The organism is Flavobacterium sp. N2038, assembly GCF_025947185.1.
Classification (GTDB): Bacteria; Bacteroidota; Bacteroidia; order Flavobacteriales; family Flavobacteriaceae; genus Flavobacterium.
Map to the genome: position 1 here is coordinate 4077869 of NZ_CP110001.1, position 16254 is coordinate 4094122.

The 16254-nt window shown below is 35.1% G+C and carries 9 protein-coding genes; 3 read left to right on the forward strand and 6 right to left on the reverse strand.

What is annotated here, in order from left to right; all coding sequences use genetic code 11:
* Window positions 1–20 precede the first annotated feature (20 nt).
* The 3 genes from OLM51_RS17920 to OLM51_RS17930 form a co-directional block, all read right to left on the reverse strand.
* On the reverse strand, window positions 21–1400 hold the full coding sequence (locus OLM51_RS17920) for a sugar porter family MFS transporter (RefSeq protein WP_264551963.1): 1380 nt from the start codon (window positions 1398–1400) through the stop codon (window positions 21–23).
* Window positions 1401–1503: 103 nt separating this feature from the next.
* A complete protein-coding gene (locus OLM51_RS17925; RefSeq protein ID WP_264551964.1) occupies window positions 1504–4167 on the reverse strand; it encodes an ROK family protein in 2664 nt (887 codons plus the stop codon).
* A 5-nt stretch (window positions 4168–4172) separates the two neighbouring features.
* Window positions 4173–4913 (reverse strand): GntR family transcriptional regulator, encoded by a 741-nt coding sequence (locus OLM51_RS17930; protein WP_264551965.1) that lies wholly within the window; start codon window positions 4911–4913, stop codon window positions 4173–4175.
* Window positions 4914–5336: 423 nt separating this feature from the next.
* On the opposite strand from OLM51_RS17930, the gene OLM51_RS17935 reads away from it, so the two are divergent.
* From OLM51_RS17935 to OLM51_RS17945, 3 genes are all read left to right on the forward strand, one after another.
* The gene (locus OLM51_RS17935) at window positions 5337–7007 is read left to right on the forward strand and encodes a GLPGLI family protein (RefSeq protein WP_264551966.1); all 1671 of its coding nucleotides are present in this window, start codon (window positions 5337–5339) and stop codon (window positions 7005–7007) included.
* Between the two features lie 240 nt (window positions 7008–7247).
* On the forward strand, window positions 7248–8579 hold the full coding sequence (locus OLM51_RS17940) for an alpha-L-fucosidase (protein ID WP_264551967.1): 1332 nt from the start codon (window positions 7248–7250) through the stop codon (window positions 8577–8579).
* A 47-nt stretch (window positions 8580–8626) separates the two neighbouring features.
* Window positions 8627–9595 (forward strand): M20/M25/M40 family metallo-hydrolase, encoded by a 969-nt coding sequence (locus OLM51_RS17945; protein ID WP_264551968.1) that lies wholly within the window; start codon window positions 8627–8629, stop codon window positions 9593–9595.
* Between the two features lie 394 nt (window positions 9596–9989).
* On the opposite strand, the gene OLM51_RS17950 is transcribed toward OLM51_RS17945, so the two are convergent.
* From OLM51_RS17950 to OLM51_RS17960, 3 genes are all read right to left on the reverse strand, one after another.
* The gene (locus tag OLM51_RS17950) at window positions 9990–11555 is read right to left on the reverse strand and encodes a SusD/RagB family nutrient-binding outer membrane lipoprotein (RefSeq protein WP_264551969.1); all 1566 of its coding nucleotides are present in this window, start codon (window positions 11553–11555) and stop codon (window positions 9990–9992) included.
* Between the two features lie 31 nt (window positions 11556–11586).
* Complete coding sequence (locus OLM51_RS17955) at window positions 11587–14922, reverse strand: SusC/RagA family TonB-linked outer membrane protein (protein WP_264551970.1); 3336 nt, start codon at window positions 14920–14922, stop codon at window positions 11587–11589.
* A gap of 264 nt (window positions 14923–15186) precedes the next feature.
* On the reverse strand, window positions 15187–16200 hold the full coding sequence (locus OLM51_RS17960; RefSeq protein WP_264551971.1) for a LacI family DNA-binding transcriptional regulator: 1014 nt from the start codon (window positions 16198–16200) through the stop codon (window positions 15187–15189).
* Between the last annotated feature and the right edge of the window lie 54 nt (window positions 16201–16254).

The window sequence follows — 16254 nt, forward strand, 5'->3', positions numbered from 1 at the left end:
TATTTTATTTATATCCATGATTACAAATTCCAAGATTTTTCAATTTCTTCCAGACTCTTTCCTTTCGTTTCGAATAATTTCTTTTTTGCATAACCAAAAGAAAGAATACAAAAGAATGAGAAGATAAAAAATGTCGTAGCGATGCCTAAACCATCTCTCATAACCGGGAATAACAAATTCACCACCCAGTCTGAAACCCACATAGTCATAATACAAATCGATAAAGCTGTTCCTCTAATATGCGTGGGAAAAATTTCTGTGGAGATCACAAACTTTAACGGTCCAAGAGAAAAGGCAAAGAATAAAAGGAATAAGATGATGCTTAACAACATAAACCATCCTGTAATATTCATCAGGAAACAAAATCCAGTCAATGCCAGTGCAAAAGCCGCACATAATGAACCTGTGATATACAAAGGTCTTCGCCCCCAGGTGTCTACTTTTGAAATCGCGATAAAAGTAAAAAGTACGTTAGCCGATCCCAGAATAATTTGATAAAACAAGGCATCGCTCGTAACAATTCCGGCCGATTTTAAAATGGTTGGGCCATAAAATATGACACCATTAATACCGCTAAACTGAGATAAGGCAGTAAGCACCATAGCCAATATCAATAATTTGCGCAAAGGCAAACGTAATAATTCTTTTATGCCACCTGCTTTTTGCCCCGTCATTTCTTTGATAGAGTCTAATTCTGTTTGTGCAATTTCCTCTCCGTTTATTTTAGTTAATATTTCTAAGGCTTCTTCATTTTTTCCGTATTGAATTAACCAGCGTGGGCTTTCGGGAACGATTAGCAGCAGGAAACAAAATGCTGCGGCAGGAATTACGCCAACAATAAACATTCCGCGCCAAACATTTTCTACAAACATCCAGTACAACAAACCGCTGCCGGATCCTAAATGCGAGGAAGCATGTTTTTGAAGGAAAAAATTACTGATATAAGCCGCCAAAACTCCAACAGTTATTGCCAGTTGATAAAAAACCACCAATTGTCCGCGTTTATGCGAAGGCGCCACTTCCGAGATGTAAAGCGGTGACACATTTGAAGCTACTCCCACGCCCATGCCTGCAAGAACGCGGAACAAAATCAATACGGGATAGGCTTCTGAAAATGCAAATCCGACTGCACTTATTAAAAATAAAATCGCAGAAACAAACAATACTTTTTTTCTTCCAATTTTATCACTTAAATAACCTGAAAAAGCGACTCCGATAATACAGCCTAATAAAGCACAGGAAACAAATAATCCTTCCTGAGCAGATGATAATTCGTATTGTAATTTCAAGGGTTCGATAATACCACTTACCACAGCCATGTCAAATCCGAATAAAAAGCCTCCTAATGCTGCAATAAGTGTTATAAGAGAGATAAAATAATTGGTTCCTTGGGTCTTCATAATATTTTTGGTTCTTAGATAGTAGTTATAGTTAATCTTATTTCTTTGGTTTAAATACCAAAGGGCTTAAATGGTGGTTCATTTTGTTTACTGCCCCATAGTTTTAGCACCAGCTGTCTTTTACATACGAAACCACTACAAATGCTTTTTTGTCGCTTAGGTGTTTGATTTTGTACTTAGGAACATTGGCCGGAATCACAAATGTTTCGGCATATTTGAACTTTTGAATGTGTTCGCCCGCACTTACTTCTGCAATTTCGCCTTCTACTAACATACAAATATGACATTGCCCAAGGGTTTCAATCTCAATTTCTCCGTTAAATTCATAGCGATCAACAGCATAAAAATGCTCTTCGTGGGTTGGTAAACTCATTTTTTGGCCATTCGGAAATTCTTTAACAGCCTTTGGTTTTGAAATAAATTCATTGGTAATTCGTTCGCCTTTACGGTCAAAATAGACGTTTTTGAATCCGTGTTCGATATTGATAGGACGTGGTTTTCCATCTAATCCCGGACGAACCCAATCGTACATTTTAAAGGTGAAAATATAAGGTGTACTACTGATTTCCAGTACCATATTATTCTTTCCGGAAGCATGTATGGTTCCATTCGGAATAAGAAACAAATCGTGCTTTTGGGCTTTGAATTTTTGCACATATTTTACAATGTCTATTTCTTCTGCCTTTTCCTGTGATTCGATTAATGCATTTCTAAATTCATCAGGATTAATATCGTCCTGAAAACCTAAATATACTTCGGCATCTTCTTCACAATCCAGAATATAATAAGTTTCATCCTGTGTAAAAGGTTCTCCAAAATTCTCCTTAATGTATTCCGGACGCGGATGACATTGTACCGAAAGATTACCTCCGTCGAAAGTGTCCAGATAATCGAAACGGATTGGAAAATAATTTCCGAAACGTTCTGCGGCTTTCCCCAAAACTTTTTTGTTATCCTGAAATAACAGAAAGTCAAAAGAAACTTCCAGTAAATAATTGTTTCCTTCAAAGACAATTCCGTTTTCAGGACTTATTAATTCAAAAGACCACGCATAATTCACTTCCTCCTGATTTAAATCTTCAATATGATTTTTCATCCACTTACCGCCCCAAACTCCGGCTTCAAACCACGGACGGGCACGCAACGGCCTTTCCAACATTAGATTCAATGCATTTCTAAAATCGTTTCCTTTCATCCAGGTAATTTCATCAATACGCTGCTCATCAATAATCACATCCATTTTTGGCAGTAAACGCTCTTTATGAATATTTAAAACCGGCCATTCTATAAAATACATTCTTTTATAAATCTGAGAATATACTAAAGTGTCATTACTGCCAATATTTTTTGCAGAACCGGCTCTCATTCGATATTGAATTTCATTTTTCGGAACATCAACATAAAGAAGCAGTCCTTCCCAGTTGGATAATGAAGCTCCTGTTCCGTACACAATACAAATATCAGCACTTGTGTCTGGCTTTAATTTATTTAGTTTTTCAGTCTCGAAAAAATCAGCAAGTTCTCCCAGGTATTTTTTACCAAAAACAGGATCATCACCATTTAGGTTTGGCTCAATCATTTTATTGATTTCTTCACTTGATTTTAAGCAGGAATCAATATCATACCAAAGCACATTTTTCTTTTTTTCAATCAAAACTGAGTTTAAATGATCTTTAAAGTTTTCCCACAGAACACCGCCAAATCCATCTATAACAACAATCTTTTGTGTTACAATTTGATTCGCTAAAGTCTCAAACCCTACAAAAACTTCTGAGTTGGCAGGAAAAGAAGGAAAAACATTGTATTCTCCATTTTCTTTTATAACGGCTTGTACAGGCAATAAAGGTTGTGTGGTTTTTCTTTTAGACTGAATAGATTTTTCCATTTGTATTTTATTTTTCTTATCTGCAATAATTGTCGCTCCTCTTAGAATACTTAGCTCAGCATCATCACAGAAAATAATATTTACTTTTATTTTTAACTCTTTTAAAGCTTCTTCTAAAGCGGGCATAAATAAGGCTTTTGCTTTCGAAATATTACCGCCTATTACCAGCTCTTCACATCGAAATTTTTCAAACCAAGGAAAAAGAAATGCTCCCATGTTTCGACCAAAATTGGTAAAAACGGTCTTTGAAGCTTCTGTATTCAAATTTGCAATTGCTTTTACCGTTTGAATATTTTCTCCAGTAAGACGTTTATATTCTGCCAAAAGCCAACGGACTGAGAAATAATCATCGGCTTTTTGTTCTAAAAAAGACTGATTGTAAAAAGCACCGCCTTCTGGAATATCCGAATGTTTTTTAATTAGTTCACCGTCTAACATTATTGCGGAACCAAATCCGGTTCCTAAAGTCACAAAAACAGTTCTTTTACTGTTTAACCGGTGACGGAAATAAGCGCCTTCTGCAAAACAATCGGCATCGTTGGAAAAAACAAAGAGAGTTGTTTTCAGATTCGTAAAATTTTGGAGTGCCTGCTGCAAATGAATCCCAAAAGTGGTTTCAAATTTTCCGCCAACTCCCAAAACTTCACTCACGCCTTTTTCATAATTAAAAGGTCCCGGAAAAGCAATTCCTACAACATCAACTAACGCTTCTTCATTTAATATTTCCTTAATACCATTTCCTATAGACGAAATAATAGCGGTTGCATTTTCATTTGAATTGATCTCTTTTCTAATGAATCGCTGAGGTTGATTATCAAGAGTGTTGTTTGCTAAAACGCTTACGGTAACATGACTTCCGCCTACATCAATTCCTATTTTCATCTTGCTTAAATCGTACGTTTTATTTCGATTGTATAGGTAAACCAGTCGTTTCTGTAATAACAAATATTATATTCGATTGGCCTTCTCGCGGTATCAAGCACTACCCTTTTTCTTTCTAAAACAGGTTGGTTCTTTTCAATCTTTAAGGTACCTGCAATGCGCTTACTGGCTGCAATTGCCTTAAGTTCTTCCTGTGAATATACCGGAACCACATTGTATTTGTTCCCTAGAATCTCATATAAAGGTGCCTCGAAATTTTCATCAGCAGAAAGTCCGATTCTGGGATGAAAATAGGATTCAAAATAGACCATCGGGCTATCATCAATACTTCGGGTACGTTGTAAAAGCAATACTTCGTCTCCCTCATTGATTTGTAAATGTTTGGCAATTTTAGCACTCGCCTGTACCAGTTCGACATTGAGATAAAGGTTTTTAAACTCTAGTCCCATATCTTCCATCTCGTGCGTAAAACTCATCCAGTTATTCAGATTGGTTGTGATTCGGTTTTGTGAAACCCTTGTTCCTGAACCTTTCTTTCTTACCAGTAATTTTTCATTTACCAAAACAGCAATTGCCTGACGAAGCGTATTACGGGATATTCCCCAGCGTTTGGCCAAATCAACTTCTTTTGGAAACAATTCTCCATCTTTAAAATCGGGATGTTTGATCAATTCACGTAATAAATCCTCTACTTGTTTATGTAAAGGTATTTTGCTGTCGTGATCCAGTAACGGTATTTTGTTCATATGTTCATACATATGACAAATGTAGTTTTTTTTATTTACCGACAAAATTATTTTTTAAAAAATATAAAACACTGATTACTAAACAGTTTTACTAAAAAATATTTAGTCCTAAATCGTTATAGCAAAATCATTGATTTTCAGCAAATGAAACAAAATGCTTCACTTTTTTTAGTAAAAAACATTAGTATGTTCCTATTTGAAGCGAAAAATTTTTATCTTAGCTTTTTACAAATGTCGTACTGACATGCCGCTATAATTCCCAATACTATAATTTTAGAATACATCATGAAAACATCATTTAATGCCTTCATCCTACTTCCGATTTTTCTTTATTAAATCGATTTAGAAAAGACTCAAACCATCTTATTTTTCTATTTTGTTTCTTTTGAATTAGCTTAAAGAGACCATAAAACCAACCTAAACATGACTAGAATTTCATTTATCTTTCTTGCCTTTTGTATTGTTACATTGTCTTATGGCCAGAAAACCCCAAAAGCCATCAAAATCACTTATGACAGAAGTTATAACGGAAAACGTGTCGAAAACCCGGATCCGCTACTTTTATATGCTTCTAAAGAGGTAAGTCTGACTACAACTGACAAAATCCTCCAGCAAAAAGCGGAACTCCCATATGAACAGACTTTTATTGATTTCAATACCAAAACCATTTCGCAATGGGCGCAACTCAAAAACAAATCGATTCTTAGTAATGATAGCGAAGCATTGGGAAAACAAAAATTTGAGTTTAGTTCTGAAACTAAAAAAATACTCAACTATACCTGCAAAAAAGCAACTACTTCGGTAAATTCTAACAAAATTGAAATTTGGTACACGAACGAATTAGGTCTAAAAGGCGGACCAGGAGTTTTAGGGCAAGATTTAGGTTTGGTTCTGGAAACTATTCGCAATGGAAACTCTGTTGTTACAGCTGCTAAAATCGAGATTTTAAAAACTGTTCCTACTATTCTAAAAATTCCTGCTGTACAGTCTGTAGACCAATTGACTTATAAAGATTTATTATGGAAAAGCCGTTTTATCAATATCCCTGTTTTTAATAAAGAACAGATTCATTTTGTGCCGGATGCAAAATCAAACGACAGTATATTGCGATTTGCAAGCGGTACCATTATTGTGCGTAAGGTGAAATTTCCGGAAATAAAAAAAGGAAGTGCCATTTTTGCTGATGTTACCCAACAATCTAATGGTGATGCATACGACAGAACCGGTTCTGTTTTTATGATTCCAATGAATAAAAAAAGCTCGTTTCTGGACGGATTAAAAAACGGCGCTAAAACATTGCCTGTTTATGAAAATGGAAATGGTAAAAAATACCAGGGCGTTGCTGCAACGGATGACTATACTCCCTTATTGGAGTTGATGCGCTTTTTTACTCCTTTTGGCGTAAAGCATTTTAACTATCTGCAATTAAAAGATAAGGTTTGGCAGGATAGTGTTTTCTATCGTCAGGACATTTCATTATTACAATCTCAACTAAGCAATCAGGAAGTTTACATCGGAATGTTTATTGGAAATTACGATGCAGGCGGACATAAGGCGAGTTTAAATATCAGCATACATAACGGTGAGGATAACAATACAAAAGCTGATTTTATTCTTCCATTATTCAATACCCTCAATGTAATGGAAATGGCTGGACAGGAATATGCCACAATGTTTGATAATGACAAAGGATTGGAAATGTCTTTTGAAGTACCTCAGGGATATAAAAATTTCAAATTGAGTTATACCACAACCGGTCACGGAGGGTGGGAAAATGGTGATGAATTTTTACAGAAAAAGAACTCTATTTTTATTGATGGAAAAGAAGTTTTTGCGTTTACGCCCTGGCGTACAGATTGTGGATCATACCGATTGAGTAATCCTGCTTCGGGGAATTTTGGTAATGGATTATCATCTTCTGACTTAAGTCGTTCTAACTGGTGCCCGGGAACGACAACGAACCCGAATTTAATTGATTTAGGAGCTCTTTCCCCAGGAAAACATACTATTCGCGTTTCTATCCCGATGGGAAAACCAGAAGGAACCAGTAGCAGTGCCTGGAATGTTTCAGGATTTTTGATTGGAGAAAGGTAATTGATAATTAAAGTTAGATAATATCGACTTACTGATTATACAGAAGTCTTTATATATTTAAACTTCAAAAAATTAAAATTAACTCATTGGTTTTAATTCTTTTAACACATAGAAACATAATCCAAAAGCTACCTGACTATGTTTATATGTGTTTATTTTTTTTACGCATTACACTCAAAGAGTTAATTCTAGTTTTTCATTATTAAAACCTTACTCTCAAACCACCTAACTCCAAAAAACATGAAAAAAATCACATTTTGCCTGCTGCTTTTCTCGATGAGCCTGACCACAATAATGGCTCAAACCTATACTCCAACCGAAGGAAATCTAAAAAACAGGAAAGAATTTCAAGATGATAAATTTGGTATGTTTATTCACTTTGGCCCATACAGCGTTCTGGGAAATGGCGAATGGGTTATGAACAACCAAAACATTAAAGTAACAGAATACGGAAGATTGATTAATGTATTTAATCCGCAGGATTTTGATGCTAAAAAATGGGTAAGTATTGCAAAAAGTGCAGGAATGAAATATATTACTTTTACCACGCGTCACCACGATGGTTTTAGCAATTTTGACACCAAATTATCAGACTGGAAAATTACCAATACCCATTTTAAAAGAGATTTATTAAAAGAACTGGCAGATGAATGTCATAAAGAAGGTATTAAACTGTTTTGCTACTATTCGCTTTTAGACTGGACAAGATCTGATTACCAATACGAAACTGGAAAAACAGGCAAAGGAACCGGCAGAACCCAAAAAAGTGATTGGGAGAGCTACATTCGTTTTATGAAAGGACAATTAACCGAATTGCTGACCAACTATGGAGAAATTGGAGGAATTTGGTTTGATGGACATTGGGATCAATTAGATAATGATACTGATAAAACATTGACATCAAAAGTAAATTGGCATTATGATGAAATTTACAAACTGATTCACTCTCTTCAACCCAACTGTCTGATTTCAAACAATCACCATTTAACTCCAATACAGGGTGAAGATTTTCAGGCATTTGAAAAAGATTTACCAGGCGGAAATTCTACAGGATTTGGAGGACAATCTGTTTCTCAATTGCCTTTGGAAACTTGCGAAACCATGAACAATTCCTGGGGATTTAATATCAATGACAGAAAATACAAATCAACTAAGGATTTAATTCATTATATGATCAATGCTGCAAGTCTGAATGCTAATTTTCTTTTAAATGTTGGCCCAATGGCAGACGGAACCATTCAGCCGGAATTTGTTGAAACTTTAAAAGAAATTGGAGTTTGGATGGATAAAAACGGAAATACAATTTATGGAACAAGAGGCAATGTTATGAAACCACAGGACTGGGGCGTATTTACGGCTAAAAACAAAAACTGGTTTGCCCATATTATCAATGCTCCTAAACAAGCTGACTATATTTTTATTCCTGAGATGAAACAAAAAATCAAGAAATGTTACTTGATGGACAGTAGAAAAGAACTCCAATTTAAACAACAGGCAGAAGGCACTTTTGTCTATCTAAATGGTATAACGATAGATGCAATTGATACTATAATTGAAATGCAAATACAGTAAATCTAAAAGCTCTCACAGGGCTTTATTTTCTAAAATTATTTAAAAAAATGTTTAAAAAAATTCTATTTTTCTCGCTCGTTGCATTCAGCACAACCGGAAAAACTACAGCGCAATCTTCCTTTTCAGCAAAGCGCTTTTTGCAGCACGATACTTATTTGGCTTCCGATAAACTTGAAGGCCGTCTTGCCGGGACAAAAGGTAATAATGAAGCAGCGGCTTACATCAAAAAGTATTTTAAAAAATATGGACTGAAAAAATTCAACGACAATTATTATCAGCCTTTTAAAATATTCATCAAACCCGATATTAATAAAATGAAGTCCGACAGCGTGTCGACTCAAAATGTAGTAGGTTATCTGGAAGGTTCTGATGAAAAGCTAAAAAATGAGTTTATCGTGATTGGTGCACATTACGATCATTGGGGCTGGGGCGGAAAAGGTTCAGGCAGCAAGAAAAAAGACACACTCGCTATTCATAATGGAGCCGATGATAATGCCTCGGGAGTTTCGGCTTTGTTATCTATTTTGGAGGAATTTCACCATCACAAAATTGCCCCAAAAAGAAGTATCATCTTTATTTCTTTTAGTGCTGAGGAAGAAGGATTATTGGGGTCGAAGTATTTTGTTAATCACTTACCAGTAAACAAGGATGCTGTAAAAGTGATGATTAATATGGATATGGTTGGCCGATTGAATGATAAAAAAGAATTGTATATGGGGGGTGCCGGCACTTTTCCTGATGGTGTTGAATTGATGAAAAAATTAGGCGAAGGCAGTGGACTGAATCCGGTTGTTTTTGCTGGAGATGTAGGCGGTTCAGACCATGTTACTTTTTATAAAAATGATATTTCGGCTATAGGATTACATACAGGCGGGCATCCGCAATATCACACACCTGAGGATGATACTACATTGATTAACGGCGAAGGCGGGGCTTTGGTCTCAAAATACATTTATAATGCGCTTGTTTCTATTGCAAATTACGAACAGCCATTAACTTTTATTAAACAGAATTAAAACGCTTTAAATTCTCTTTGACAGCCTATTTTTTTAACCGCAAAGAGCGCTAAGATTTACGCAAGGTTCGCAAAGTTTCACTATAACTTTGCGAACCTTGCGTTTTTTCTTTGTGTACTTTGCGGTTAAACTTTTTACTAATCCTTTGCTTTTACACCCGACCTCCTCTTTATGGTATGATAAGAAGAAATTAAAGGAGAACCATTTAAAAATAAAATCGGTGGACTACAGTCAAATTAACTGCTAGTCCGCCGATTTTTTTGATGTAATAACATCCGCTTTACAAAGATTTTTTCTCTTAAAAAAAGATTCATTTCTAAGTTAAAAACCCCAGAATCAAGAAACATCCTGAATCTGGGGTTTACCAATTACTAACCAAACATTAAAAATGAAATTATTTTACGTCCCAGAAAATTTTGGTACTTAAATTATCTTTGTCTTTAACAGTATTGTAATTTGTTGTATTATAAACACGCTCAGAATTTGGATATGTCCAACGAGTTGGAGGTGTTTTTCTGATTGTACTTGTTTCATCTTCCATGAAATTAAGTGCCGGAAGTTTTAATCTTCTTTGTTCAGCCCAAGTTTCATCAGCCTGCATGATGTTGTAGTGAATATACTTTTGAAAAGCAATTAACTTCAACTGATCTTCTGCTGTTGTTGCTCCAGCAAAATTAATTTTGGCAATGTATGCGTCAACTTCAGCTGCTGTAGGCTCTGTAGTTGGTTTCCAGGTTAAATCATCAGCCTTATCACCTAATCTTACGTAATACTCGACAGACTGTTTAATCGCTTTTTCGAAATATGTTTTCGCTGTAGTACCGTTTCCGTTTCTTGAATAATACTCTGCAAGAATTAAGTTTACTTCGGCAGCATTAATCAATGTTCCAGGCAGCCAGTCATTTCTACTGATTACAGATCTATTATAAATTGCTATTTCAGTATCAGCAATTAATTGATCCTGAGTCCCTGAATCCAACAATGGATCAAGTCCTACATAATCTGTTGCACTTGCCCCTTTTTCAAATAACCAAGGTTCACGTGGATCGCTGTTAGCATTCATATGATCAATCATTGGTTTTGGAGCAAGATTGTTGTTAGTAGACTCTAAAGCATCAAAGAAACCTGAAGTATCTAAATCAGTATCTTGAGTATAAACTCTAAAGGCAATATTCTCTGAATTTTCATCAACAATTTTCGCTTCTGCAATGATTTCAGCTATTTCTGAATTTGCTCTGGCTGTAAAAGCCGGAACAGCAGCAACTCTATTTAATAATTTTAAACGTAAAGAGTTACAGTAGTTTTTCCACATTACCAAGTTTCCTTTGTTAATCAAATCTTGATTTTTGAACTCAACTACTACCTTAGCAGATAACGTAATTGTATTCAATTCAGTAGAAAAAGCTTTCAAATCGTCTAACATTTTGATGTAAAGCTCCGTCTGATTGTCATACTTAGCTGCTGCAGCGTCATAATTACCACCAGTCGTACTAATTTTACCTGCTTCAGAAAAAGGAATATCTCCGAAGTTATCAATCATTTTTGAAGTATGATCGTACAAATAAATTGTAGAAGTAACGGTATAAATTCGATTTTCTGCCTGCTCAGCTGGAGATAAAGTGGCCATTACTTTTTCTAACTCTCTATATTGAGTAATGAATTTGTAATATCTATCCCACCTGTTCGTTACTGCCGCTCCAGGAACAAAACGTCCTGATGCATTATAAATACCGTGAGCCTGAGTATAACTTAAAGAAGTAGTTCTAATTACCGTAAAGTAATTCCAATACGATGGAATAACATCCTCAAAGTTAATCTTCATGAACCCTGCAAACTGCTTAGGAACATTTGTTGCCGTTACAGTAGATGGATCTTTGTACGCATTTTCAAAATCACTGTCTGAACAAGAGCTCAAAAAGATCGCTGCTGTCGTTAATGATATATATAATAATTTTCTCATGTTGTCTATTTTTTAATTATAATTTACGCAATTAGAAAGATGCTCTTAACATTACTCCATAACTTCTTGTAGAAGGACTTACACCAGCATTGTTTACGTTTTTGTCCCATCTGGATCCAGAAGTAGTTGCTTCAGCGTCCATATCTTTAATAGTTCTGTAGATGTAGAATAAGTTACGTCCAAAGAAAGAAAGACTTAATTTAGTAGCACCAATTTTACTTGCGTATGAAGCTGGAACATTAAACCCAAGAGATAACTCTCTTAACTTAACGTAATCATTCTTTTTAATGTATAATTCATAACGTGAACTGCTGTATTGTGGACCTCCCCAGTTATAAGTGCTAACATAATAACCCGCTTGAGAAACCACATTTGTATTTTGGGCACCGTCTGCAGTAACACCGTCCATTAACATACCATCACGGAATACTGGTTGACCAGCAGGACCTGCAGTTGCACTGTTTGGAACCTGAACTCCTTTACCATTGTCCACGTAATAGGTTAAACCACCACGCTCGTTTGTACTAGCATTCAATGATTCTTCCGTTAAACCTAAAGCTGTCATCCAGCTGATACCTGTTGGCATTAAATAGCCACCATAAGAATAATCAATGTTTACATCTAATGTGAAATTTTTATACGTAAATGAGTTCAACAAACCTCCTACACCTTTTGCCATAGCCGATCCGTATTTTTCCCATTTGTCACCATCAAGCATGTAGAAACCATCAGAGTCAACCATTTTCTTACCGCTTGCATCTGTTTTAACTGGATGCGCATAAATACCTCCCATTGGGTCGCCCACTACAGATTTTAACTGAGCAGCAGATCCATCATAATCCGCGTGAAGTAATTCACTCGCACCGTTAGCTAATTTTACAATTTTATTGATATTTTTAGCCCAGTTTAAAGTTACGTCCCAAGAAAAATCCTGAGTTCTGAAAGGAGAACCTGTTAAAGCAATTTCAAATCCTTTGTTATTTAATTCCCCTACGTTTGCTAATATTTTACTAGCTCCAGTAGTTGGTGCTAAAGTCATGTCAAGAATTTGATCTTTAATTTTTGCATTGTAGTAAGAAAAATCTAACCCTAATCTTCTATCAAAGAACTTAGTTTCAAAACCAAGCTCGTACTCGTTTTTCATTTCAGGTTTAATTCCTTCATTTCCATACACATCCTGAGAATTTGTAATCAAAACAGGATTTGCTGTACCTTGAGTCCCTAAAGTATTTTGAATAAATGCAACGTTAGCTCTGTAACGATCTGGATAGTTACCCACTATACCCCAAGAACCTCTCATTTTTGCATAACTGATAAATTCTGGCAGTGTAACTGCATCAGACAATACAAAACTTGAGTTAACAGAAGGATAAGTAAAAGCATTGTTATTTGGGTTCATTGTAGAAGTACGGTCTCTTCTGATTGTTCCTTCAATAAACAAATAGTTTCTAAAACTTCCGCTCAAAGTTCCAAAAATTGCATCTTTAACCGTTTCGTATCTTGTACTTTTACTAAGAGGTGTTCCTATAGATGAGTTCATATCATACCAACCTTCAACACTTAAACCTCCATTTGTATAACGTGATACTGTTCTTCCTGTTTCTTGCGTACCAGAATATCCCAAAACAGCATTTACACCAAAATCTTCATTAATTTTTTTATTGTATGTTAATAATACATCTCCATAAAGAATATTATAATCCTGAGCATCCATTAAAAAAGATCCTGAAACATCTCCCTCTCCACCAAATTTATAAATCAAAGGTATCTCTACCGGATTTTTATTTTCTGTATTTACCGAAGTTAAATCAGTCGAAATACGGCCGCGTAATGTTAACTCATTTGTAATTGAAAGCGTTTCAGTAACACTTGCAATCAAACGGTTTGTAATTTCAGTTTGTCTTTTAGCATTTGTATTCCAGAAATAATCAGCAATATCACCTCTAAAACCATTACGGTAAATATTCTCATTTGGAGTTAAACTTTGAGTGTCTTTACCCGTAACATATTTATATCCTAAGCTCGTTTTGTATCTTTCTTTGTACCAATCTCCATTAGAAAACGGACTAATCATACCTGTGAAATTATTAACCAAACGATCCATACCGTAAGCACGATTCGTTATGTTTTGATTCAAATAACTTACAATTACATCTGTTTTTAATTTACCTGTTTTGAAAGATGCGTTTAAGTTAAAATTGTTTTTCTTGTTGTTGTTCCCCATACTTAATCCTTCTGATTCAATATGTGTGTAAGAAAAACGAGTGTTGCTGTTTTCAGTACTATTTGTAAGTGCAATGTTTGTAGTCGCATCCCAAGCATTTTGGAACATATTTTTATATCCATCTTTTTGAGGTGAATAAGGACGCACTACTCCATCCCAAGTCATAACTGGTTGTCCGTCGAACCAAGGACCATAGTTATAACTACTATTAGAAACTCCTCTAGTGTCAGGTGTACCATCTCCATTTGTATCATACTGTGCAAAACCATTTGGAGCTAAAAACCCTGCAGAGAAATTTGCATTTGACCATCCTGGACCTCTTTCATATTGAAATCTAGGTAAGTATGCAATTTCATTGCCAGAGTAACTAGTACTAAAATCTACACCTAACCCTTTTTTTCCTTTACCTGATTTAGAAGTGATCAATACAACTCCATTTACAGCTTCAGAACCGTATAAAGCAGCTGCAGATGCTCCTTTAAGAATCGAAATATTCTCGATGTCTTCAGGGTTAATATCTGCTAAACCATTGTTTTTTACACGTTGCTCATTCCAGTAATCACTATTGTTTACCTCACCATCACGAATAGGCACACCATCTAAAATGATAAGCGGCTGATTTCTACCTGTGATAGAGTTGATACCACGAATCTGGATATTGATTGCTCCAGCTCCTCCTGGTGTAGATGTAATACGGACACCCGGTGCTTTACCATACAAAGAGTTAGCAATTGTTGGAGATGCTGTTTTTGTGATTGCATCAGCTTTTATTATACTAGTTGCATAACCGATAGATTTGTTCTTTTTCGTTTGCCCCAAAGCGGTTACTGTAACACCATCTAATTCGTTAGTGGCGCTTGCCAGCTTAACTTCCATTCCGTCTTTAGCTTTTAATTCGGTAGTTTTAAATCCTACAGCGCTCAAGATGATCGTGGCACCATCTTTTACTGATATTGTAAATGCTCCATTCTCATCAGTATTTGTTTCTTGTTTGGTTCCTTTTTCCTTAACAGTAACAAAAGGAACAGGAAGATTGGCATTATCTGTAATTACCCCGGAGATTGTTTTATTTTGAGCATTTACTCCTTGATAGCACATTACCATTAGAAAAACTAACAGTGATTTGTATAACAGTTTTCTCATAATTAATATTAGTTTGGTTTGGTTTTAATTTTTTTAAATTAAAAGGTTCTTGTTAAAAAAAATATGGAATACTAAAACCTTTAATTCTACATTACCTTCTCCTTACCGGATGTAGTAATAGTCTAAGTTTCTTGTTTGTTCTCTCTCAATTTCTTTTACTCATAAGCATTTTTTTTATTTAATAATTGGTTTGGTTGATCCTCGTTATAGCATGCCCAACTATAACGTTTTAGCTAATTGTATTAAAAAAAAGGAATATCTTTTTTACACTGATTCCCTTATAATTAGATTTCCTTTTTTCTTCTCTTTAATAATTTTATAATTACTCCCGTCGGTCATTTGTTTCATTAATAATTTAACCGTTTTCTTTGCCATTTCTTCAATAGGTTGTGCTAAAACAGTAATAGAAGGTGAGTTCAGTCTAAAACTTTCATGATCATCAAAACTAATTACCGCTTTATCTGCAGGTATTTTTAATTCAAGCCTTCTAAAAGACTGTAAACCTGCAAGCAACAAATAATTAGCTCCAAATAATACCGCATCTATATCTGTTTTTTTAGTCAAAAATTCAGTGATCTTTTCAATTCTTTTTTCTTCAGAGATATGATATTCCATATCCAGAATTCGTGACTCATCATATAATCCTGCTTCCTTTAATACTTTAGTATATCCCTGCTTTCTCAAATTCATCTGAATAAGCTGTGAGTAATTGGTTATAAACGCAATTTTTCTGAATCCTTTTTCCAGTAAATAATGCGTTGCTTTCTCAGCCCCTTCAAAATTATCAAGTACCACATGACTCACATTCTGACCTTCAAAATATCGGTCGACTAAAACTACCGGACACTGAAGTTCTAATAATCTGTCTACAGTAGCTTTCATATTCTCTGTAGGTGTTATGATAAAACCGTCAACATTTGCCTGCAATAAACTATCAACTAATTCAACAGCACGCTCATCATTTCCTCCTGTACTGCAATAAAACACTCTATAATTAGAATCGATTGCCTCCCTCTCGATCACCTTTGCTAAATCGGAAAAAAAATGATTGGATATATCTTCTACAATAAGTCCTATAGATCTCGTTTTTCCGGTTCTCAAACTACTGGCGATCATATTGAGTTTGAATTTCATTTCTTCACTAACCTTAATAACTTTCTTAATCACTTCCTTACTTATCCCCATCTTCTCGCCTTTATTATTCAATACAAACGAAACTGTGGTAACGGATACATCTGCGGCTTTGGCGATATCCTTGATAGTAATGTTTTTCTTCATGAAATGTTAAGTTTATCTTAAACCTTAGTTAATTTATTTGAACAAATATATATT